Raw genomic sequence first — 24,237 nt, 5'->3', positions numbered from 1 at the left:
TAAATTTTGAGCAAATTTACTTAAAAATCCTTTGAAACACCCAAACCAAAAAGCGCGAAATCGTACTTTGCAGGATCATCCGCATTAAATTTTCTTACTACCGAATCGAGTTCTTCCACCGTTTTCCAGTCGTTTTGTTTTCGCTGGATCAGGTTGAGTTTGCGCGAAATATTTCCGGTATGTACATCCAGAGGAACAGATAAATTTTTGGGATCAATATCTTTCCAGATGCCAAAATCCACGCCTTTTCTGTCTTTTCTTACCATCCAACGGAGAAACATCATCAGCCTTTTTGCGGAAGAATTTTTATAGGTTGAACTCACATGTTTGTGGCTCCGGTGCTGAACATTTCCAATAAAATTCTTTCTGAAGCGCTCAAGCGCATGGTAGAAATTTCCTTCGTTTTCCTCAACTAAAAAAAGATGCTCCAGACTTTCGTTTTCGTTATAAATCCTCTTAAGATTGAGAATAAATTCTTTAAAATCTTCACCATTAAATGTACGATGAATACTTCTGTTTTCTAAGGTCTGCAGTTCTTTCAAAGAAACGTTTCGGATAAAATCATAAGGTGTTTGCTCCATAAAATCGAGCATTTTCTCTGCATCGTTGATGATTGCTTTACGGTTTCCCCACGAAATGGTCGCTGTTAAAAAACCGGCAATTTCGATATCCTGTTTTAGAGAAAAGCGGTGCGGAATCTGGACAGGATCATTATCTATGAATTCGGGAGCATTGTAAAAATCTGCTTTTTCATCAAGAAAATCTTTTAATTCTGAAAAAGTCATTTTATCCGATTTTTACAGCCTCAAGGGCTTTGGGGAGAAAAGTGTTGGCGAAAACTTCGCGCGCTTCATCGGTAAACACATTTAAATCGTGATACCTGTTGGAAAAATGGCCGAGAATTAATTTCCCAACGTTTGCTTTTCTAGCGATCCGCGCTGCTTCCAGTGCTGTGGTATGACCAGTATAATCTGCCATATCTTTTAATTCGTGCAGAAAAGTAGCTTCGTGATAAAGTACATCTACATTTTCGATAATGGGCAGAATAGATTCGTGATATCTTGTATCGCTGCAAAAGGCGTATGATACAGATTTTGAAGGTTCTGTGGTCAACACCTCATTTTTTAAAACATAACCGTCGTTTAAAATAAAATCTTTACCGAGTTTTAAATTATGGTAATCGCAGGTTTCGATTTCGGGATATTTTGCGATTTCCTTCATGTTAAGATGCCGCTCTTTTACTTTCTCCCGGAAAAGGTAACCGTTACAATAAATCCTGTGGTTGAGTGGAATCGTAAAGACTTCGATCCTGCTGTCTTCAAAAATTTTAACAGATTTTTTGCTTTCAAGCTCATGATATACAAGTTCAAAACCTTTGTGTGTTTCGGTAATTCTGAAGATGGTTTCCAGCATTTCCTTTATGCCTTTTGGGCCATAAATATGCAGTGGTGTTTCCCTTCCAAGAAGCCTGAAAGAGGCGATAAGTCCGGGCAACCCAAAACAGTGGTCGCCATGAAGGTGCGAAATAAAAATATGGTTGATCTTGGAAAATCTCGCTTTCGCTTTGCGGAGCTGAACCTGCGTACCTTCACCACAATCAATTAAAAAAGCACGTTCTTCCATTTCCAGAAACTGTGCTGTAGGCGCAGAATTCACTGTAGGAATTGCCGAATTAAAGCCGAGAATAGTAAGATAGGTGCTCAAAACTGTGAATAGATATTAGTTTTCGAATTTCAGAAGTACAAATCTAATGATTATTTGGTGATTTTTCACCAAATGAAAACAGAATGGCCAGCGGATTTATGAACAATTTACTTTTTTAAAATTCATAAAAAAATCCCGGAAATAATTCCGGGATTTTGATATTAAAATTATTGCTAAGATTTTTCTATCTTCTTGAAACGGAAATAAGAAACCGCCGCAAGAGTAAACATAAACGCTGTACCGATATATACCCAGGCCGGAACCGGAACCGGATCACCAGCAGCATACGAATGCAGACCGCTCAGGTAATAATTCACTCCAAAATAGGTCATTACAATCGTACTGATGGAGAAAAGTGCTGCTACATGGAAAGCCCATCTACCGCGCAGCCCCGGAACCAATCGCATGTGAAGTACAAATGCGTAAACCATTACCGAGATAAATGCCCAGGTTTCTTTAGGATCCCAGCTCCAGTAACGGCCCCAGGATTCGTTTGCCCATATTCCACCTAAAAACGTACCTACAGTTAAGGCGTAAAGACCAATGGTAAGCGACATTTCAGATACAATCGTAAGCTCTTTAATCGTAGTATCATTATGAATTTTGTACACTTTCTTGTTAGAAAAAATATAAAACATCAAAACAATAATCGCGATAACCATGGAAAGTCCGAAGAATCCATAACTCGCTGTAATAATCGCAACGTGAATAATAAGCCAGTACGATTTAAGTACAGGAACCAAAGGCGTAATCTGCGGATCAAGCGCCGAACCGCCATGCGCAAAGCCCATCATAATTACCGCTACCATAAATCCAGCGGCCGGAATAAGTGCGTTGGAATTTCTGTAAAGCATCAAACCTGCGGTAATACCGACCCAAGAGATGAAGATGATGGCTTCGTAACCGTTACTCCAAGGTGCGTGTCCTGAAATATACCATCTTGCCACCAAACCTAAAAACTGGAAGAAATATCCTACAAGACCTATTAGAATAAGACCTTTGATGATCTTGCTGAAGATTTTGTTTGGTCTGAATAACTCAATAAATCCTAAAACAAGTAGTAAACCTCCAATTATGGTATAGAAAATCAACAAGTGAAAATTGATATTCACTTTGTTCATGAACACCTCCAGATCAACTTTAGATTTTGAAGGGACTACGTTTTTACCCCATGTCTGCTGGTATTGTGAAAGCTTCTGAAGTTCGGCATCAGCTTTACTCCAGTTTCCGGATTTTTGCGCGGCCAGCACTTCGGAGAAATACGGACCCATCACTTTCTGGGATTCCATATCCGGTTCGAAATTTTGGTCAAGCCATGAATGCCAAGTGTTGTTCGGGTCGTTTTGTACCGGAACAATACGCATAAACTGCCCGCTGAAAAACTCGTTAAATGCCTGAACACGGTCGTTAACGGCAATTACCTCTTTATCGTAATTCGACTGCTCAGCAGGTTTTTTTCGGAAAGCTTCCTGATAATCCTGCTCTAAAACATAATGCAGATTTCCCTGCGCATCAGCCGGAAACAGCGACATCAATGTGGTATAGCCGTCTTCATTGGCTTTGGTTTTTTTCTTCAGTTCGTCGCCACCTTTTGTACCGACTTTAATGATTGGAACCATCGTCCAGCTTGCAGTATCGGTGTTGATAGAAAGGAACCACTGGTTTGCAGTTAAATACTTCCCATCGGACCCGCGGAATGCATCTTTTTTGTAAAGTTTTCTTAAAACATCCAGTGCCTGTGTGTTCATCGGAACAATACGGCCTTCATAATTCTGCACTAATAAATAGGCAAATTTATCAGCATGCTCTTTACTGATCGTGTTTCTTGCAATAATTTCATCGGCGGTAATAGGACGTGGAGATCTTAACGCTAAAGAATTCTGCTGTTTTTTCGGAGTTGGTTCTTCTAAAAGCAAATCTGCATCGCTGCCGTGGTTATGTCCATCGTTTGCGGAATGGGTGGTTTTAGGCGCTCCATCCGTGCCGTGGGTATCGATTTTCTGCGCAGATAAATTTAAACTCAGCAAAAGCAACACAACCATTGCTGTTCTTTTCTTGTTCACGTCCTTCAGCATTTTATTGAGTTTCCAGAAATGGGTGCCTTTCCAGAAGAAAATCACAAACATACCCAAAAACAGGAAGAAATATCCGATATAAGTAATCAGCGTTCCCCAGAAATCGTGGTTAACCGAAAGCACGGTTCCCTGTCTGTCCGGATCGAAACTTGCCTGGAAAAATCGGTATCCGCCGTGATTTAAAACGTTATTCATATAAATTTTGTAAGGAGTCTGTTTGCCACCGTCAATAATCTGAACATGGCTTTCGTAGGCACTTGGGGACGAACTTCCCGGATAAGTTTCCATCACGAAATCATCTAATTTTAGTGAGAATGGCGTGTTATATACCTTAGGCCCAAAACCGAGGATCATATTCATCCCATCCAAAGAAATTTGCTTAAAAGCGTTGGGATTTCCCTTTTCTACCGGTAAATCTACCAGAAGTTTGGTTTTGGGTCCCTGAACTTCTACGGTAAGCTGGTCAGCCGCATCCTTGTCTTTTTTCCGGTCGCCTTCATAAGCGATAAGTTTGCCTTTCTTTAAACCTTCGGGTACAACCAGCTTCAGATCGTTCACCGTGTAAAGACTTCTGAGAACCAAAGGCTGGTATTCATCTTTTTTGGTGGTTCCGGTTGCCTGTGTTGCCATAGTCATAAACTCAGCATCTACGGGAGTTTTAATCATCAAACTTCCGCTGGTATTGTTAAATTCCACCGCACCTTCGATTGGGCGGTTAAAGGTCACCAATGTTCCGTTGATCGATTTGGATTCGCCGGATTTAATATAAATATTTTCACGGCCCGACTGTCCTGTGGAAACTACATGCAGATATTCGGTTCCGGTATTTCCCACAATTAAACTGTCTTTTTTTCTCTGAATAAAATCAACCGCTTTTACAGAAACCTGCTTGCCGTGATAATCATAAGTTGCTTTGAAGTTTTTGTGAAGCGGCGACATGAGATAAGGAACATCCTGATAATTCAGAATATCACCCTTTTCCTCGATCTGAATTTTAAAGAAATTTTTATCCGTAATTACTTCGTTGGAAGTTTCGCCTTCGCGAATGTGCATAATTCCTTCGTAGCTTATATATCTGGTAATTGCACCACCGATGAAAATTAAAATAAATGAAAGGTGAAATACCAAAACAGGCCATTTTTCTCTCTTCCAAAGCCGGTATCTTGAAATATTCCCGATGAAGTTAAGAATCAGCAGCAACATTACAGCTTCAAACCATTTCGCTTCGTAGATCAACGCTTTCGCGGTAGGGGTGCCGTAGTCGTTTTCGAGGAAGGTCGCGTAGGCCATGGCAAAGGCATAAACCAGCAACAGAACCGCCATTGTACGGGTAGAAATAAGAATACTTTGGATTTTTTTCATTTTAAGAAACTATCAGATTTATGTAAGTTCAAATAGCTGCAAAAATACATTCAAAATTCTGAACTAGCTAATCTGTGATATGTTTTTTGTCAGGTTAAATTATTTTTTCACACAAAAACACAGCACTTTACTGTCTTTTTCACTGTGATTTATTGATTCGTACTGTTAAGCATCGGGACAAATTTGTAAGCCCCGAATTCTTCTTTTTCGAATTCCTTTTCAGATTTTTTTGTGAACCTAGTAAGAATCTGCTCGTCGGTTTTTCCTAAAGGAATTACCATTTTTCCGCCTACTTTTAACTGATGCAGAAGTTCGGTAGGTAAAATCTCGGCACCGCAGGTTACTAAAATTTTATCAAATGGAGCAAAAGTAGGTAACCCCGCAAAGCCATCACCAAAACTTTGAAATTTCGGTCTTAAATGGAGTTCACGCAATTTCTTTTGTGCAAAATCATGTAGTTCTTTTTGCCGCTCTACCGTATAAACCCAGGTATTCATGGCAACCAGCACTGCAGTCTGGTAACCGCTTCCGGTTCCGATTTCCAGGACTTTTTCTTTTTCCTGAAGTTCCAGAAGTTCCGTCTGTTCAGCCACAGTGGAAGGGTGAGAAATGGTTTGCTGGGCAAGAATCGGAAATGCGCGGTCCTGGTAAGCAAAGTCTTCAAAGATGCTTTCAAGAAAGAGATGCCGCGGGACTTCGTTCATCGCTTTCAACACGTTTATATCACTAATCCCAATTTTGTCCCGGAGATATTCTACTAAAATTTTTCGTTTTCCTTTATGTAAAAATGAATCCTGCATCGCACAAAAATACTGAATAGATTTGATAAAACAGAACGCCGCATTCAGATATCTGCCATCTAATTATTATCTTTACCAAAATTTATTTTCTATGCTTAAAGCAGGTTTAGTGGGTGCCGGACATCTCGGTAAAATTCATTTAAGATTATTAAATCAGTCGGAAAAATATGAACTCGTAGGTTTTCATGACGCTGACGCTGAAAACGGAAGAAAAATCGAAGCAGAATTCGGTTACCGTTATTTTGAGCGATTTGAAGATTTACTTCAGGAAATCGATATGCTTGATATTGTTACTCCTACGGTCTATCATTACGATTACGCGATGAAAGCGATTGAAAACCGCAAACATTTCTTCATCGAAAAACCCGTGACCCAAACCCTTAAGCAGGCAGAAGAGATTTTGTACAAATGCCGCGAGTTTGCCATTAAAGCTCAGGTTGGTCATGTTGAAAGATACAACCCCGCTTTTATTGGCTCCCGGGAATACATTCACAACCCAATGTTTATCGAAATCCACCGTTTGGCGGAGTTCAATCCGCGCGGCACTGATGTTTCCGTTGTGCTGGATTTAATGATTCATGATTTGGATATTCTACTTTCTATCGTAAAATCTAAGGTTAAAAATATTCATGCCTCCGGTGTTGCTGTAGTATCGAAATCCCCGGATATCTGCAATGCAAGGATTGAGTTCGAAAACGGCTGTGTAGCAAATTTAACGACTTCCAGAATTTCAATGAAATCGATGCGCAAGTCCAGATTTTTCCAGAAAGACGCTTATATTTCTGTAGATTTTCTCGAGAAAAAAGCGGAGGTTATCCGCATGAAAGAAGCGCCCGAAAATCCTACTGATTTCGATATGATCATTGAAAATGCTGAAGGTGAAAAAAACCAGATTATTTTTGAGTATCCAAACATCCAGGCCAATAACGCTATTTTAGACGAGCTCGAAAGTTTTGCTAACGCCATTACTGAAAATAAAAATGTAGAAGTTTCCCTGGAAGACGGTACTGAAGCTCTGAAAGTCGCACTGGAAATTGTAAAATTGATTTCATAACCTTGAAATTGAGAAAAATGAGGAAAATATTCTTTATCCTATTGGCTGTTTTTTATACAACATCTTTTGCACAGGACTCCATTAATTTAAAAATTTATAGGGAAAACATAGGGAAAACCTACTACCTGTACGCCGATAATGAAGAGTTTGCTCCGGTTTCAGTCGAGTACACTTTTACCTCGGAAAACATGAGCTCTTCCCTAGCAGATAAAAGCCTTCTGATAATTCCTGCAGCCAAAAAAAGACATCAGATAACCGAGTTAAAACCAATAGATCCCAACATGGGTACAAAATTTAATTATGATGTTTATTTTGTACTTGGTGATGTAAATACAACTGCGGTTAAGCACGATTTTGTTTATTCTCTTCCGTTTGAAAAAAACAAAAAGCATCAGATATACCAAGGCTACAACGGTTCTTTTTCCCATCATAACTCATTTTCACTCGATTTCAGTTTAAAAGAGGGTGAAAAGGTGAACGCAGCCCGAGGAGGTAAAGTAGTATCGGTAATTACAGGTAATTCTAAAAACTGCCAGACCAAAGAATGTGCAAAATATAACAACAGAATTGTGATCCTTCATGATGATGGAACGTTAGCAGAATATGTACATTTAAAGTACTGCGGATCCGTCGTTAAATCTGGGGAAGATGTAGCAACCGGTCAGCTTATTGGTTACAGTGGTAACACAGGATGGTCTAAAGGTCCACACCTTCATTTTTCCGTATATATAAATAATATTGACGGTACCCGAAAGTATTTAAAAACCAAATTTAAAGTAGCTGAAAGCAGTACGCCTGTTTACCTTTCGGAAAAACATACTTATACCAACCTATAAACCATGAGGAAATATCTTTTACTCATCATAATCTTATTTTCGGGGTTTTGTTTCTCACAAAATTTAAAAAAGGAAATTCTCCAGATTACCAAAGGAAAAAACGCTACAGTAGCTGTCTCGGTGCTCGATTTTGAGAATAATAAATCGGTGCACATCAGAGGAAACGCCAAACTTCCGATGCTCAGTGTCTTTAAATTCCACATTGCTTTGGCGGTTTTAAATGAAGTTGATCGCGGGAAACTCGATCTTGACCAGAAAATTTTCATAAAAAAATCAGATCTTTTAGAAAATACCTGGAGCCCGATCCGGGAAAGATTTCCGGAGGGAAATATCGAAATACCTCTACGCGAACTCATTAAATATACCGTTGCAGAAAGCGACAACAATGGTTGTGATATCTTACTGAGGTTAATCGGCGGCACAGAAACCGTTCAGAAATTCATCAGCAGTAAAGGCATCAAAAACTTCACCATTAAAGCTGATGAAGAACAGATGCACAAAAGTTTTGAATTTATGTACCTGAATGTCACAACGACCAATTCCGCAAATCAATTGCTGCAAGATTTTTTCAATAAAAAGATTGTTTCGAAAACTTCCACGGACTTTCTCATGACCACGATGCTGGGAACTTCCACAGGAAGAAATAAAATCGTTGCACAACTTCCTGAAAACATTCCTGTTGCCCACAAAACCGGTTCTTCGGGAAAAAACGAAAACGGTTTAACGATCGCTGAAAACGACATCGGTATTGTAACACTTCCGGATGGAAGGCATTACGCCATCAGCATTTTTGTTTCCGATTCCATGGAAAGCGAAGCCACAAACACTAAAATGATTGCAGATATTTCTAAAATAGTTTTTGATTATTTTAGCAAAAAATACTTTTGATGAAGAAGATTTTCGCACTATTCCTGTTTTTCTTTTCTGTTTTAGTTTTGTCGCAGAAAAAATGGGACCTTAAATTCTATAACGAACTTGTCGGCAGCGAATATGTAATTTACGCTGATAACAGCGAAGTTATGCCTATGTCGGTAAAGTTCAGTTTCAAAATGACTAATCTTAAAAGCTCACTTGCAAACGACAAAATTATCGTAGTTCCAGCCAATACGAAAAGATTTTTCGTGGCAAAAATTACGCCTGTAAATCCCGGCGAAGGCAACCAGTTCTCATATACCACTACTTTTAATTTCGGGAATGCGATTCAGGAAGATTTTGATGAAGATTATCTGTATGTCCTGCCCTTTGCGAAAGGAAAAACACATTTGATATTCCAGGGCTATTACGGAAAATTTTCGCACCAGAAAGATGCCGCGCTGGATTTTGATCTAAAAATAGGAGACCCTGTTTACGCTGCCCGAGAAGGAACTGTTGTTCTCACCGAAGATTCTAACCACCACGGTTGTCCTACGATTTCCTGTGCAAAATTCAATAATAAAGTTTTGATCATGCACAGCGACGGTACTTTTGCCGATTACGCGCATCTTAAATACAAAGGTGTTGCCGTAAAAAAAGGTGACGAAATAAAAAAAGGTCAGCTTATCGGTTACAGCGGTAATACAGGCTTTTCAAGTGGCCCGCATTTGCATTTTGGCGTTTTCATCAACAGAATTGATGGCTCCAGAACATTTATCAAGACAAAATTTAAAACTTCCCAGGGCGAAGGAATTCTGCTGGAGGAAGGAAAAACTTATACCAGAAACGATTAATAAGCAGGATTTAAGACCTAAAAAAAATAAATTTTTATGAAGAATATCGTAGTTATCGGCGCCGGAACAATGGGCAACGGAATCGCACACACTTTTGCACAAACAGGATTCACTGTAAACCTCGTTGATGTTTCAGCTGAAGCACTGGAAAAAGGATTGAAAACCATCACTACCAATCTCGACAGAATTGTTGCGAAAGGCAACCTGACCGAAGAGCAGAAAAACGAAACTTTAAATAACATATCCACATTCACTCAACTTGAAGATGCCGCAAAACATGCAGACCTGATTGTGGAAGCGGCGACAGAAAATATCGATCTGAAACTGAAAATTTTCCGTCAGATGGATGAACTGGCACCTGAAAAATGCATCCTGGCAACCAATACTTCGTCAATTTCAATCACAAAAATTGCTTCGGTTACCCAAAGACCGGAAAAAGTAATCGGTATGCATTTTATGAATCCCGTTCCGATTATGAAACTCGTGGAAATCATCAAAGGCTACTCGACTTCTAAAGAAACTTTCGATGCAGTTTATGAGATGAGCAAAACTTTAGGGAAAGTTCCGGTTGAAGTAAACGATTATCCGGGTTTTGTGGCGAACAGAATTCTGATGCCGATGATTAACGAATCCATTGAGACTTTATACAACGGCGTTGCCGGCGTTGAAGAAATTGATACGGTAATGAAACTGGGAATGGCGCACCCGATGGGACCGCTGCAGCTGGCAGATTTCATTGGTCTTGATGTTTGCCTTGCGATTCTGAATGTGATGTACGACGGTTTTAAAAATCCAAAATACGCTCCCAATCCACTCTTACTAAATATGGTAACCGCAGGTAAATTAGGTGTAAAATCCGGCGAAGGATTCTATGACTATTCCGAAACTAAAAAAGCTGAAAAAGTATCGAAAATGTTTTCTAAGTAAATTTTTGATGCATTAAAAACAAGATAAATGCGGAGAAAATTACTCGAAAACCGGATACAAATTTTTTTGGTCATCGCAACTGTTGTGATGACCATTCTTCGTTTTCTGCTGAATGAAAAAGGCCGCACCAATCCTGATTCCATCCGTTTTATGCGGACTTCCAAGGTGTTTCCCGTTATTGATAATACCACGACACCAATGGGTTATCCGCTGAGTTTAAAACTCTTCACGTTCTTCGGATTTGATGAATTCTGGGCGAGCAAAATCATCGGAATTCTGGCCTATTTTTTTATTGTTTACTTCGCCTGGAAAAAGAAATTTTACCTAAAAGAAACCATTCTGGTTGGCGGACTTTTCAGTTTTGTTTCTATTTTTTCGTACACAATGAGCGAATCGCTGATGCTGCCTTTTGTTTTTGTATTTCTTTATGTGGCGAGACAAATTATCATTGGACAGATTAAGGGCGCAAAAGCATTTGTTTATCTCAGTTTAATGCTTATTCTTCTGTACAATATCCGTTATCCGGCGCTGTTCATCATCGGTGGAGTTCTGCTGTACGGTCTTTTAAATTTCAGAAAGCATTACGGCAAAACCTTTATTTTCTCAGGGCTTACCGGACTTACTTTCGTAGTGCTGTATAAATTCCTATTCATCGATTATTTTAATGAAACGTACGTTGAACAGTTTTTGAATATCGGACTGCATCCCACTTCAAAGCTTTTGGTAGAACTTTTCGAGGGAATGACAACAACCTTCAATCCCTTTATCCATATTGCCAATCCGGCCGGCGGAATCATTAACTACGGGATTTATGGAATTGGTTTGCTTAATATTCTGCTGCTGAGTTTACTTTTCATTAAAAACAAATTATCCGAGACCGAAAAGTTTCTTGTATTTATAGGAGTTAGCGGAATTATCTGCTCTTACTTCGTGCAGTATTTTTATTCGGTGAATGCGATTGATTACCGGCTTATGGCGCCGTTTTCATTTCCGATCTGGCTTGTTTATTTCAGAAAAATCTATTCAGTTTTGGGCAAATTCACCTACGGAATTACGATTTTAAGTTTAATGACCGGCTTTGTTTTCACCTGGTTATCGAGAGGAAATTATCTGGAAAACCGCCGGGAAATTACTAAATTCCTGAAATCTGAAAAGATGGAAGATATTCCGTTGAAATTTTACATGGAAAACGAAAAGGAACTCGATAAAATACAGATCGCCGAACTCATAAGCACCGTAAACCCAAGAGTTAATGTAACTTTCAAGGCAGAAGATACCTTGAAAAAGAACACGTTAACCCAATATAAAGTTTTACAAAAAATAAAGATCGATACCAACCAGTTCCAATAATTTTTACTATTTTTGAGTAGTTAAATTAATTATTATGAAAGTACCAAAATTTTTATTAGCCGACAATTCAGATTTTCCTGAAGATTTATTTGTTGTTCATACAGAATATCCAAGATTTATCCTGAATGTAGAAGAGGAAGAAGTTGAATGGTTGGATGATTTGGAAGGTGACGATGAGGAAACAATGGCAGATGAAGCTACCAAAGTTGTAGAAGCGGCCTTCAAATGGTGCGATGAAGAACTCGCAAAATACGATGAAGAAGAAGACGAAGAATAAATAAGAAATAAAAAAGGAACCCGATTTGAGTTCCTTTTTTTATTGTCTTTCGAAATTAATTTACTGTTTATTGAACTTCATCAGAAGAAGATCTCCCTTATAAAGTTCCAGCGTATTGCCGTTCACAACATACTTTGTAGCTTCATTCAGCATCCGGAAATAATTATCTTCAACTTCCATATTCTGGCAGGCCATTTTGGTAGCTCCTACATTTCTCACCACGAAATTTCCTGCAGTTGGATCCAGTGAAAGTTCTCCGAAATAGCTGTTGCAGCCGCCGTTTCCCGTAATTTTATTTGATTCTACATTCAGGGTTGGAGTTTTGCCTTTTACCTGCTCCGCCAAAGTCCATTTCGTATTCGCAATATTTACCTGCGAACTCCCAACCTTCGAACTCGACATTGTAGAGCAGGAACCCATTATTGCAGCAGCAAATATTGCTAAAAAAACATGCTTCATCTTCTTTATTTATTTTATCAAATTTAAGTAAATAATATTTATTTAACCTCTATAAAGAAGAATTATTGTTTCTGAAGCATAAAAAAAGCATCTACAAACGAGATGCTTTTGTACTGTTTTAATAATTTTTTAAGATCTTAATTCTGCTGAGAATTGTTTCTGGAAAGTCTTGATTAGCGAATTCATCACTTCTGTAATCTCTTTCTCTTCCAAAGTTTTTTCTTCATTTAAAAGTTCGAAACTCATCGCATAAGATTTCTTGTTTTCCGGAAGATTTTTACCTTCATACACATCAAAAAGATTGATGTTTTTCAGATATTTCGATGGATTTTTCTTCGCTGCTTTGTACAGTTCAGCGTAAGATATTTCTTTATCAATCAGCAACGCTAAATCTCTTCTTATTTTATTGAATTTTGGAATGTCTACAAATTTCAGATTGCCTTTCGAACGAAGTTCCTGGCAAGTCTCCAACTCTATTTCTGCGTAAAAACACTCCTGACTGATGTCGGCATCTTTCAGCAATTCCGGAGAAACTTTGCCTACTCTGGCAAGAATTCTGCCGTTTGAAGCCAGTTCCAGCGCATCAGAAAATCGCGAATCTTCCAAAGGTTTCTCTTCGATATCAAGATTCAGTTTATCAAAAAGAATTTTTACGTAAGATTTAAGATAATAGAAATCTGTAGCAGATTTTGGCTGCAACCAGTTTTCGGCGGAATTTCTTCCCGAAACCAATATTGCCAGCTGCTTTCTTTCCTCGTATTTTTCTTTTTTATGATAAATCTTGCCCAGTTCAAAGAATTTGATGTCCTGGTTTTTTCTTTTGATGTTATAGTCGGCATTCTCCAGAAGTCCTTCCAATAATGATTTCCTCATAAACGCCAAATCACCGCTCAGTGGATTGAGGAGTTTTACTGCATCGGTCTCGTCTTTAACAGAAGTAAGCGAATTGTTCATTACTTCGTTGAAGCCGTTACTCTGTAAAGTTCTCGCCCAGGAATTTTCCAGAGCATCCTGATCATCGAAACTAAGTTTCACAGGCGTAAAAGAGATCTTCTGCGGAGAATCGATTTTATTATAACCGTAGATTCTCAGAATCTCTTCAATCACATCAATTTCTCTTGTAACATCAGCTCTGTAAGCAGGAACGGAAATCTCCAGACCGTTTTGAATTTCATTTAAAATTTCAATATCAAGCGATTTCAAAATTTCCTTGATTTTTTCACGGTGCATGATGGTTCCCAAAATCTGGTCAACTTTGGAAAATCTTAGAATTACATAATTATTCTGTATTTTTTCCGGATAATGTTCCAAAAGTCCACCGGTCATTTTCCCACCGGCAATCTCCTCGATCATTTTAATGGCGTGCGTAATTGCAGTTCTGGTACTGTTAGGATCTACCCCACGCTCGAAACGGAAGGAAGCGTCGGTATTAAGACCATGGAATTTGGCGCCTTTCCTAACCGCAACCGGATTAAAATATGCACTTTCCAAAAATATTGTGGTGGTCTTCTCAGAAACTCCCGAATTCTGGCCGCCAAAAACTCCCGCAATGCACATCGGGTTGTTTTCGCCGTCTTTAATCATGATTTCGGAACCGTTCAAAGTTCTTTCTACACCGTCTAAAGTGGTGAATTTGGTTCCTTCAGGATTTACTCCAACCTTCACTTTTTTACCGGTAATTTTACCGGCATCAAAGGCGTGCAGTGGCTGGCCGAAACCGTGGAGAATGTAATTCGTAATATCAACAATATTATTAATTGGACTTAACCCTATCGCTTTAAGGCGGTGTTGTAACCACTGCGGCGAGTCGGCAACTTGTACATTTTCGATTACTGCGCCAATATACCTCGGACATAATGCCGAATCCTCAACTTCAAGCTGAAAATCTGTACTTCCTTCAATATCCAATGGTTTTGAGGTTACTTTCTCGAAATCAGCTTTCATTTGATTTGAAGTCAGAAAAGCATTTAAATCTCTTGCAACTCCGTAGTGCGACATTGCATCGGTTCTGTTTGGCGTTAAACCGATTTCATAAACTTCGTCCGTAGCAAGATCAAAGTAATCTGCAAAGTTCTTCCCTACTTCGTATTTTGTTTCATCGAGGATCATAATTCCGCCATGATCATCGCTCAGACCAAGTTCGTCTTCGGCGCAAATCATTCCCTGAGAAACTTCTCCGCGGATTTTTGCTTCTTTTATTTCAAAGGAATTACCATCTTTTGTATATATTGGCGTTCCTACCACGGCAACCGGAACGGTCTGTCCGGCAGCAACATTTGGTGCACCACAAACAATGGTCAGAATTTTTCCGCTTCCAACATCAACGGTAGTTTTTTTTAGTTTATCAGCATTAGGATGTTGCTCGCAGGTAAGAACTTTACCCACGACAATTCCGGCAAGACTGCCTTTTACGGCTTCATATTTTTCTATCCCTTCTACTTCCAGTCCGATATCGGTAAGATATTCTCCAATTTTATCGGTTTTTAAATCGGTTTTAATATAATCTTTGAGCCAGTTATTCGAAATTTTCATGCGGTAATAATTTGAAATTCAGGGATTGAATTTATCCCCCAATAAGTTTGCAAATATCGTGATTTTGCAGGTTAAAAAAAAATTGAGATCTGAAAAATTTCAAATCTCAATTGATATTGTTTTTATCTTCAACTTACATCCCGATTACCGGCATTGAAAGCATCAGGATATTTTCTTCAGCATCCAAACCATCTACCGGCTCAATGATTCCAGGTCTGTTGGGTTGCGACATTTTCATGGTAATATCATCGGAAACTAATACTGAAAGCATTTCAGTTAAAAATTTAGAACTGAAACCGATGTTGATATCTTCACCATTATAATCACACGGAATCTGCATATCTGCTTTGTTTGCATACTCTGTATCTTCTGCATGAAGGTGAAGAATATTTCCGGAAAGTTTGAATCTCACCTGATTTGTCGATTTATTCGACATGATGGAAGCCCGGCGGATAGAGCTGAGCAAAAGATTTCTGTTGATGGTTAATACATTTGGATTTTCTTTTGGAATTACCGCGGTATAATTCGGGTATTTACCATCGATCAGTCTACAGATCCAGGTATTGTTTCCGAAAGTGAATTTCGCCATGTTCTCGTTGAATTCAATCGTAACATCTTCATTGGAATTCGCAAGAATATTTTTGAAGATTGCCAATGGTTTTTTCGGCATAATGAATTCTATCGGTTCAGGATTGATTAAATCTGTTCTTTTATACACCACCAAACGGTGAGAATCTGTAGAAACAAAATTGGTTTCGTCTTCTTTAAACTGAAACAGAACGCCAGTCATTACAGGTCTGAGGGAATCGTTGCTTGTTGCAAAAAGAGTGTTGGTAAGGGCTTCGCTAAGAACTCCGGCAGAAATTTTTACGCTTTGTGACGCATCAAATTCTGGTAATTCGGGATAATCTTCAGCATTATCAAGTGCTACGGCGAAATTGTCTTTTTCATCTAAAATTTCAAGCAGTGACCCGTTTCCGTCTTCGGAATCCTTCACCGATAAAGTTAAAGGCTGCTCACCATAGGTTTTCACGAAATCCTGAAAAATCTTGGCAGGAACTGCGAATTTACCGGTATCATCAGATTTTACTTCCAGTAAAGTTACCAAAGTAGTTTCGCCGTCGGAAGCAGTTATTTTAAGATTGTTTTCTTCGATTTCAAACAGGTAATTTTCAAGAATTGGTCTTGACTGGGAACTTGAAATCACTCCACTTACGGTGTTCAATGCTTTCTGTAATTCCCCACTTGCAACAATAAATTTCATTTGGATATATTTATTTTAAAAAAGGACAAATGGAACGCAAGCGTTACATATAAAAAATTATTTTGACAAATATATGAATTTGAAGCAAAAAAAGGAAACAAACTTTGTAATTAAGAAGCAATTCGGTTAAAAGTTATCAACATTAGTCAGCCCCCGGGAATTGATAGTCTTTATCGTCGGAACCGTCAATCGTAATGTTCAGTGCGAGATAGAGAAAGTGCAGATTTTTGTTACCGGACTGGGCAAATTCCCTTTGCCAGAGGTAACCGGTCGCAATCCCTAAATTTTCATCGATTTGGTAGCCAAAACCTCCATAAACCCTGTTTCTTGCAAACAAAGGTTTTTCTGTAGTTACAAAGAAAACTTCGTCGTAAGCATTTGCAAAAACAGTCCCTGGTTTTACCGTATCAGCATTGAGAGGAACTGAAATATTAAGCCTGTACCTGAGCCTGATTCTGTCGGAATGCACGTCTTTCAACGGCTCATAAAACCAGCTTTTTTCGGCTCGGAAACGGTTTTCAAATTTGAATTTGCCAGATTTCAGATCGATCACATCCTGCAGCCAAACCCGGAATTCTTCTTTATCCATAACATGGTTTTTGTAATTTCCGTAGCGCCCAATACCGATAAACGGCTTGTGATTTTTTGTAAGATTATAACCTACTCCTCCTTTAATTTCATAGTAATCGGGATAAGAAAAATCTTCAATCCCGCGCAGTTGGCCTTCAGCATAAAGAAAAAATTTCGGATGAAATTTATAGGTTACCGTTAAGGCATTAAAACTCGAAACATGCTCCTGCTGCGCGTTTGCCGAGAAAGATAAAAGAAAAATAATAATGAAATATACTTTGTTTTTCATCCCGCAAAATTAAAATAATTATCTGAATATTAATAAAATATAATACAGACTGCCAATTTTCATGCTTCTGAAATTTAAAGCTTTAAAGTGCAATTTTATACGTAAAACCTACATGAAACCAGCGTTTCGGCATCGGAATCCCGAATGTTTCGGTATAATCGGAATTGGTGATATTGTTGATTAAAACGTACAGATTCAAATTCCGGAAATCATAACTTAGTTTTTCATCTAAAGTCTGGTAACTGCCTGTTGTTACCCTTTCATTGTACCGGTAAATGAGCTGACTTGTGAAATGCTTAAGAAAACGGTTCTCCAGTTTCCCAACAAACTGATGTTTAAGATTCTCCATCACGTATCTTGAGATCAAATGTTCAGGCTGGCTGTTTTTACTTTCAAGAAATGTATATCCTACTGAATAAGATTTCACAAACGAATCAAAATGCTGGCCCAGTTCAATCTCAAAACCTTTTGTATCGATTTCGCCGATATTCTCTGCTTTCCAGATGTCATTTGTATTTTGTTTCACCCAGTCGATCGAATTATTTGAATTTCTGAGGAAACCGCTTATTTTTCCGACAAAATTATTTTGCTGATAACGGTAACCCAATTCTGCAGCCAAAGCATGTTCGGGCTTCAAATCGGGATTTCCTGCCTCCGTCTTGCTCACATAATACAAATCGGTAAAAGTTGGAATCCTGTTGACTTTAGCGATGTTTCCGTAGATTTTATGGTTTTCTGTAATATCAAATCCTACATCCAAACCTGGGTAGAAAAAGTTTCCTTCTTCTGCATAATTGGCCCACAAAACTCCGGGAGAAATGTTTAGTTTATTCTGAATGAAAGAAAAGTGATGCTCCAGGAAAAGTTGAGTAATAAACCGCTCGCGATGTCCAAGATTATTGCTTGCCAAAAATTCTTTGCGCAGTTCCACTCCCAAACCAGTATTTCCCAAGCCGGAATGATAGGTTCCGTTGGCTTCAAAACCAATGTTGTTCCCAATGTGCATGTTTCTGTAGATTTCGGGTCTGTTGCGGACATATTCGTACATATCCTGCCCTCTTCTCCAGTAGATATTTGAATTGAATTTAAAATTACTGAAATTCTGGTTAAGCCCCAAACTTACAATCGACGCCTGCGTTTCCTCATACTGATCTTTGGCATTTGGTGAAGCATAAAACCCATTCGCCCCAAATTTCTTTTCCTGAATACCGGCCTGAAATTTCAAATTTCCGTTTTGCAGTGCAATTTCATTCTGGTAATAAACATTGTTGATTTTATAATCGGTATTATAGCGGTATCCTTCCGATGACGAAGTATTCACCTGGATAAAATTGGAAATTTTCGGACTCCCAAAGTTTGCGCCTACTCCTAAAGAATAGGTTCCAAAATCTCCGCCGTTAGCGGAAACAATTACTTTTTCCTCATCGCTTGTCTTTGTAATGATGTTTACAACGCCAGCGTACGCATTTTGCCCAAAACTTCGTGCTGACGGACCTTTTATAACTTCAATTCTTTCTACTGAAGCCAGATCGAACGGAAGATTCATTGAATTATGTCCGGTTTGCGAATCACTCATCCGGATCCCGTTCACCAAGATAAGAACCTGCTCGAAACTGCTGCCACGCAAAGAAATATCTGCCTGAACGCCGTTACCGCCTCTTCGGCGGATATCAAAACCAGTAAACTGAGCCAAAACTTCTTCAACACTTTTGGCTGGCGAGTTTATAATTTGTTCGCGACGGATTACCGTTACGTTTTCATTCACCTTTTTTACGGGAAGCGTAAGAAATTTCCCCTGGATATTTACTTCGTCAATTTCGCTTTCTTTTGATTGGGCAGCAAACTGCAGAATGTTTCCTACGAGCAAAATACTTAAAACTATTTTTTTCACTTTTATTAAATTTTGATATGGTTTACAATGAAAACAACAATCATAAAAAGAACAGAAAACAGTGCATTTATGATTAGTTACAGTAAAATAAGCGGCAAATATAAATAACAACTCAACAAAAAAAGAACGCAATTTTTATGACAAATATTAGTTAGGAAAATCATGATAATTCAATATTTTTCATATATAAATTAACAGATGCATGCTCGAAGATGTGCTGATATTTGAATTCTTATTTCACAATTAACATGATTTAAAAAGAATGTTCTCAGCATTTTCGGTGAAAAAATCCGTAATTTTGTGAGCTTTAATTTTAGTCATGACCACAACTACAGATATTGATATTAAAAAACAGATTTTCGTAAAAAACGCACATCTGAATAACCTGAAACAAATTGATGTTCTGCTTCCTAAAAACAAACTAATTGTAATTACAGGGGTTTCGGGAAGCGGAAAGTCCTCGCTTGCTTTCGACACGATTTATGCAGAAGGACAACGCAGATATGTGGAAAGTCTGAGTTCGTATGCCAGGCAATTTTTAGGCAAACTCGAAAAGCCAAAAGTTGATGACATTAAAGGTCTTGCACCGTCAATCGCCATTCAGCAGAAAGTTATTTCTTCGAATCCGCGGTCAACGGTAGGTACTTCAACCGAAGTTTATGATTACCTGAAACTTCTTTTTGCCAGAATCGGACGCACGTTTTCACCAGTTTCAGGCGACGAAGTAAAAAAAGATTCTGTAAGCGATGTGATTGATTTCATTCAAAAATCAGAGAATCAAATTTTCCTTTTAAGAAGCCCCCTACATTTTGAGGTTTCTAAGTTTTCAGAGCATCTTAAAACACTGAAAGTATCAGGTTTTACCCGTCTCGAAATCAATGGAAACGTAGCGGGAATTGAAGATTTGGAAAGTTTCGGATTTATTCCGGAAAAAGACATGGAAATCTTTCTCGTGATCGACCGTTTCAGTTATGAAGAAAACGAAAGTTTCCTGCAAAGATTGGCAGATTCTATCCAGATGGCATTCTACGAAGGACATGGATATTGTTCTCTTAAAAACACAGAAAGCGGAAAAGTCACCGAATTTTCAAACAAATTTGAGCTCGACGGTATGGAGTTCATGGAACCGAATGTTCATTTTTTCAGTTTCAATAATCCGTACGGAGCCTGCCCAGAATGCGAAGGTTACGGAAAAGTAATAGGCATTGATGAGGATTTGGTCGTTCCGAATAAAAACTTGTCGGTTTTTGAAGATGCTGTAGCAAGCTGGAAAGGTGAAAGCATGAGCGAATGGAAAAAAGACTTTATTAAAAAAGCTAAAGATTTTCCGGTTCATAAACCTTATTATCAGCTCACAAAAGACCAGAAAAACTATCTCTGGAAAGGCGACAATAGCAGAAACTTCCCATCAATCAACAGTTTCTTCAAAATGCTGGAAGAAAATCTGTACAAAATTCAGTACCGCGTGATGCTTTCCAGATTCCGAGGAAAAACACTTTGCCCGACCTGCGAAGGGTTGCGTCTGCGTGAAGAAACAAAATGGGTAAAAATCGACGGACACAATATACAGTCGATGATCGAGATGCCTCTGGATGAACTTTTACCGCTCATAAAATCACTGAAACTCAGTAAACATGACGCAGAAATTGCAAAAAGACTGCTTTATGAAATTACAACAAGACTCGAATTTCTTGAAAAAGTAGGACTTGGTTATTTAACGCTCAACAGAACTTCGAACACGCTTTCAGGTGGTGAAAGCCAGCGAATTAATTTGGCAACAAGTTTGGGAAGTTCACTTGTGGGTTCCATTTATATTCTCGACGAACCTTCGATTGGACTGCATTCCCGCGACACCGAAAACCTGATTGAAGTACTAAAAAACCTTAGAGATTTAGGAAATACCGTGATTGTGGTAGAACATGATGAAGACGTGATGAAAGCCGCAGATTACATCATCGATATCGGCCCGGAAGCAGGTTATCTTGGCGGCGAACTGGTTTTTGCAGGGGATTTTAAAGAACTTAAAAATTCAGACTCGCTTACCGCACAATATCTCACCGGAAAACTTGAAATTAAAGTTCCTGAAAAACGCCGAAAAGCCAAAGAATTTATACAAATCAAAGGAGCAAGACAAAATAATTTAAAAAACATTGATGTAGATATTCCGCTGGAAAATCTGGTGGTGATATCAGGAGTTTCCGGTTCCGGAAAATCGACTTTAATGAAAGAAGTTCTTACGAACGAAATTCAGGTTCAGTTGGGAATGGGCGGCAAAAAAGGAGATTACGATTCGGTTGAATTTCCCAAGAAACTCATTAAAAACATTGAACTGATCGACCAAAACCCAATCGGTAAATCATCACGTTCAAATCCTGTGACGTATTTAAAAGCTTATGACGATATCCGGGATTTATTTTCAAAGCAAAAATTGGCAAAAATTCAGGGACTGAAACCGAAACATTTTTCATTCAACGTGGATGGCGGAAGGTGTGATGACTGCAAAGGCGAAGGCGTAATTAACGTATCCATGCAGTTTATGGCTGATATCGAACTGGAATGTGAAACCTGTAAAGGCACACGCTTCAAAAACGAAATCCTTGAAATTAAATTCGATGAAAAAAACATTTCCGACATTCTGCACATGACCGTGGATGAAGCTCTGGAATTTTTCACCGAAAACAATGAAATGAAAATCGTCACCAAACTGAAACCTTTGCAGGAAGTAGGCTTAGGCTATCTGCAGTTGGGACAGAGTTCATCTACCCTATCCGGCGGAGAAGCTCAGCGTGTAAAACTGGCCTCATTTCTTGTGAAAGGCGTCACGACAGACAAAACCCTATTTATATTCGATGAACCATCCACCGGTCTGCACTTCCACGACATCAATAAATTACTTACCTCGCTTCAGGCTCTGATTGAGTTAGGACATTCAGTGATTGTGATTGAACATCAGCCAGATATTATAAAATCCGCCGATTTTATCATAGATATTGGCCCGGAAGCCGGAAAATATGGCGGAGAAGTAGTATTTTCGGGAACTCCGGAAGATTTGGTGAAAAATAAAAAATCGCATACCGGTAAATTTTTGCTGGAAAAACTTTAATTGTGATTAATGAGATTTTTAATTTTACTTATAATGATTCTATTTCTTGGTTCCTGTAAAAAGACGGAAAGCATACCTGATGAAAAAAGACTTTTTATTGTCTCAGAGTTTCTTAAAGACAGAGAAAAACATATTCAGGAATTAAAAAGAAAGGAACCGGATTTGGAAGTAATACCAGAAATCGAGCTTTACGATTATCCTATGGGTAAACTTAATTTCATTATAACAAAAGATAACAAAATTTTCTATCATTCTGAAGAGGTGTTTTCACCTTTATGTGGATATGGACTTGATGAAATAAAGCTTGAAAAAAGATCTTTATCTTCCGACAGCTTACATGAAATTAAGTTTGAAAAAATCTATCCATTTTTAAAAAAGTCATCTAAAAACCAAAATTTAATAGACAGTTGGGGATACTTGAAACCATTATCATTCTCGTTCGAGAGTGATTCTGTAAAAAATATTGATATCTATAAATTTTTAGAAAACATTGAAGACTTAGGGTATAAACAGTATTTTGTTCGTAGAACTGCTGCGTTTGAAAACCAAGCTCTAATTTCAAAATAACAAAGTCACTTCCACAGTTAGGTTTTATCCACAAAAAAATGTGGATAACGTGTGAATTTTAACAGTAAATTTACATTGTGTATCAGAATAATTGCTACATTTACTCTGAAAATAAATTGAAATGATCGCAATTATCCTTTTCAATACACAGCGAAATACCATTAAATTGATATAAAAATTTAAGAGAAGCACCGTCGGCTTCTCTTTTTTGTTGTTGTCTAACTAAAAAAAAATGAGATCCCTATCTATTGAATCCGCTGCTGAACAGCGGATTCTCTTATTTAAGGATCGTGACTCCACCAAGAATCGAACTTGGATCTAAAGTTTAGGAAACTTCTATTCTATCCGTTGAACTATGGAGCCGGAAATCAAATTTACAAAAACAAAAATCCGCTGCAAAAGCAACGGATCTATTTTTTTAATACTAAAAAATTACCTGTTATTTTTACCGTCAACCACAATGCGGTCTTTTCGGTTTGCCAGCTCCCAGGCAGTGGCAAAAACCAATTGGGTGCGTTTCTGCAATGCGTTGTAATCTATTTTATCAGCATCATCAGTGGGTTTGTGGTAATCTTCATGAATTCCGTCAAAGAAAAAAGCTACCGGAATATTGTGCTTTGCAAAATTATAATGGTCTGATCTGTAATACAGCCTTTGCGGATCATTAGGTTCGTCGTATTTGTAATTCAACTCCATTTTGGTTGTTTTATTATTGGCCGCTTCATTAATTTTCTTCAGTTCAGAACTCAACATTTCCGAACCGATCACATACACATAATCTTTACCACAATTCGCCGGATCGCATCTTCCGATCATATCGATGTTAAGATTCGTTACTGTATTTGCCAATGGAAAAACCGGATTTTCCGAGTAGTAATCGGATCCCAAAAGCCCATGTTCTTCGCCGGTTACATGTAAAAACAAAACCGATCGTTTCGGGCCATGACCAGCCTTTTTAGCATACTGAAAAGCTTCAGCAATTTCAATGAGAGCAACTGTACCGCTTCCATCATCATCTGCACCGTTGTAAACAACACCGTTTTGTGTTCCTACATGATCATAATGTGCAGAAATTACAATAATTTCATCAGGTTTTTCGCTGCCTTTTATAAATGCCAGAATATTTTCGGAGTCAGGCAGGCCTTTACCTCTTTTCGCGTTGAGAAATTCTGCAGGCACAGTCTGGTAATAAGAACTCATCGGCGTTGGGTAAGGAACACCCATTTCCTTGTACTGTTTGATGATGTATTCACCGGCTTTCTTCTGTCCGGGACTGCCTGTATTGCGTCCTTCCATTTCGTCCGAAGCAATTACATAAAGGTTTTTCTTTAAATCATCTTGGGTAATCGTGCGCATAGATTTTTTGAAAGCATTGCCATCATACGTATAATTTACCGTGGCACAACTTGTTAACAAAACTGCCGAAAGCAGCGGAATCAGGATGTTTTTCATAAATTTATTTTGTAAAGTT

Annotated in this window: 19 protein-coding genes and 1 tRNA gene; 9 read left to right on the top strand and 11 right to left on the bottom strand. The window is 38.4% G+C overall.

Annotated elements, in window-relative coordinates; genetic code table 11:
* Nucleotides 1-20: 20 nt before the first annotated feature.
* The 4 genes from CDW55_RS06225 to CDW55_RS06210 form a co-directional block, all read right to left on the bottom strand.
* Nucleotides 21-785 carry a TIGR02757 family protein gene (locus CDW55_RS06225; protein WP_088468906.1) on the bottom strand — a complete coding sequence of 255 codons (765 nt, stop codon included), beginning with the start codon at nt 783-785 and terminating at the stop codon, nt 21-23.
* A 1-nt stretch (nt 786) separates the two neighbouring features.
* Nucleotides 787-1,704 carry a ribonuclease Z gene (locus CDW55_RS06220; protein WP_088468905.1) on the bottom strand — a complete coding sequence of 306 codons (918 nt, stop codon included), beginning with the start codon at nt 1,702-1,704 and terminating at the stop codon, nt 787-789.
* Nucleotides 1,705-1,877: 173 nt separating this feature from the next.
* Nucleotides 1,878-5,141 carry a c-type cytochrome biogenesis protein CcsB gene (gene ccsB / locus CDW55_RS06215; RefSeq protein ID WP_088468904.1) on the bottom strand — a complete coding sequence of 1,088 codons (3,264 nt, stop codon included), beginning with the start codon at nt 5,139-5,141 and terminating at the stop codon, nt 1,878-1,880.
* A 149-nt stretch (nt 5,142-5,290) separates the two neighbouring features.
* Entirely contained in the window at nt 5,291-5,941 is a 651-nt protein-coding gene (locus CDW55_RS06210; protein WP_088468903.1) for a protein-L-isoaspartate(D-aspartate) O-methyltransferase, read from the bottom strand.
* 91 nt (nt 5,942-6,032) lie between these two features.
* On the opposite strand from CDW55_RS06210, the gene CDW55_RS06205 reads away from it, so the two are divergent.
* From CDW55_RS06205 to CDW55_RS06175, 7 genes are read left to right on the top strand one after another with little or no spacing between them, the layout of a single operon-like run.
* Nucleotides 6,033-6,995, top strand: coding sequence for a Gfo/Idh/MocA family protein (locus tag CDW55_RS06205; RefSeq protein WP_088468902.1), 963 nt, complete (start codon nt 6,033-6,035; stop codon nt 6,993-6,995).
* Between the two features lie 17 nt (nt 6,996-7,012).
* A complete protein-coding gene (locus tag CDW55_RS06200; protein WP_143332929.1) occupies nt 7,013-7,831 on the top strand; it encodes a M23 family metallopeptidase in 819 nt (272 codons plus the stop codon).
* A gap of 3 nt (nt 7,832-7,834) precedes the next feature.
* Nucleotides 7,835-8,719, top strand: a complete 885-nt coding sequence (gene bla / locus CDW55_RS06195; protein WP_088468900.1) for a class A beta-lactamase, subclass A2 — start codon at nt 7,835-7,837, stop codon at nt 8,717-8,719.
* Complete coding sequence (locus tag CDW55_RS06190; protein WP_088468899.1) at nt 8,719-9,537, top strand: M23 family metallopeptidase; 819 nt, start codon at nt 8,719-8,721, stop codon at nt 9,535-9,537. The genes bla and CDW55_RS06190 overlap by 1 nt, the downstream gene beginning before the upstream one ends.
* 36 nt (nt 9,538-9,573) lie before the next feature.
* Nucleotides 9,574-10,464: a 3-hydroxybutyryl-CoA dehydrogenase gene (locus CDW55_RS06185; protein WP_088468898.1), complete on the top strand. Its 891-nt coding sequence runs from the start codon at nt 9,574-9,576 to the stop codon at nt 10,462-10,464.
* 27 nt (nt 10,465-10,491) lie between these two features.
* Nucleotides 10,492-11,814 (top strand): hypothetical protein, encoded by a 1,323-nt coding sequence (locus CDW55_RS06180; RefSeq protein WP_088468897.1) that lies wholly within the window; start codon nt 10,492-10,494, stop codon nt 11,812-11,814.
* Between the two features lie 34 nt (nt 11,815-11,848).
* Entirely contained in the window at nt 11,849-12,091 is a 243-nt protein-coding gene (locus tag CDW55_RS06175; RefSeq protein WP_088468896.1) for a hypothetical protein, read from the top strand.
* A 60-nt stretch (nt 12,092-12,151) separates the two neighbouring features.
* Here CDW55_RS06175 and CDW55_RS06170 read toward each other — a convergent pair whose 3' ends face one another.
* The 5 genes from CDW55_RS06170 to CDW55_RS06150 form a co-directional block, all read right to left on the bottom strand.
* A complete protein-coding gene (locus CDW55_RS06170; RefSeq protein WP_088468895.1) occupies nt 12,152-12,550 on the bottom strand; it encodes an META domain-containing protein in 399 nt (132 codons plus the stop codon).
* 129 nt (nt 12,551-12,679) lie between these two features.
* Entirely contained in the window at nt 12,680-15,082 is a 2,403-nt protein-coding gene (gene pheT / locus CDW55_RS06165; protein ID WP_088468894.1) for a phenylalanine--tRNA ligase subunit beta, read from the bottom strand.
* 133 nt (nt 15,083-15,215) lie between these two features.
* Nucleotides 15,216-16,346 carry a DNA polymerase III subunit beta gene (gene dnaN, locus CDW55_RS06160; RefSeq protein WP_088468893.1) on the bottom strand — a complete coding sequence of 377 codons (1,131 nt, stop codon included), beginning with the start codon at nt 16,344-16,346 and terminating at the stop codon, nt 15,216-15,218.
* A 142-nt stretch (nt 16,347-16,488) separates the two neighbouring features.
* Nucleotides 16,489-17,205, bottom strand: coding sequence for a DUF2490 domain-containing protein (locus tag CDW55_RS06155; RefSeq protein WP_088468892.1), 717 nt, complete (start codon nt 17,203-17,205; stop codon nt 16,489-16,491).
* A gap of 82 nt (nt 17,206-17,287) precedes the next feature.
* Entirely contained in the window at nt 17,288-19,096 is a 1,809-nt protein-coding gene (locus CDW55_RS06150; protein WP_088468891.1) for a TonB-dependent receptor, read from the bottom strand.
* A gap of 319 nt (nt 19,097-19,415) precedes the next feature.
* Here CDW55_RS06150 and uvrA point away from each other — a divergent pair, with 319 nt between their 5' ends.
* A complete protein-coding gene (gene uvrA / locus CDW55_RS06145) occupies nt 19,416-22,199 on the top strand; it encodes an excinuclease ABC subunit UvrA (protein WP_088468890.1) in 2,784 nt (927 codons plus the stop codon).
* 33 nt (nt 22,200-22,232) lie between these two features.
* A complete protein-coding gene (locus CDW55_RS06140; protein WP_143332928.1) occupies nt 22,233-22,766 on the top strand; it encodes a hypothetical protein in 534 nt (177 codons plus the stop codon).
* 291 nt (nt 22,767-23,057) lie between these two features.
* Here CDW55_RS06140 and CDW55_RS06135 read toward each other — a convergent pair.
* Both CDW55_RS06135 and CDW55_RS06130 read right to left on the bottom strand, forming a co-directional pair.
* Nucleotides 23,058-23,129, bottom strand: a tRNA-Arg gene (locus tag CDW55_RS06135).
* 69 nt (nt 23,130-23,198) lie between these two features.
* Nucleotides 23,199-24,218, bottom strand: a complete 1,020-nt coding sequence (locus tag CDW55_RS06130; protein WP_088468888.1) for a M28 family metallopeptidase — start codon at nt 24,216-24,218, stop codon at nt 23,199-23,201.
* Between the last annotated feature and the right edge of the window lie 19 nt (nt 24,219-24,237).

The sequence above is a fragment of the Chryseobacterium sp. VAUSW3 genome (assembly GCF_002205795.1).
In the GTDB taxonomy this organism is placed as follows: domain Bacteria; phylum Bacteroidota; class Bacteroidia; order Flavobacteriales; family Weeksellaceae; genus Kaistella; species Kaistella yananensis.
Note: the sequence above shows the minus strand (reverse complement) of the source record. Positions and strands in the feature narration are given on the sequence as shown.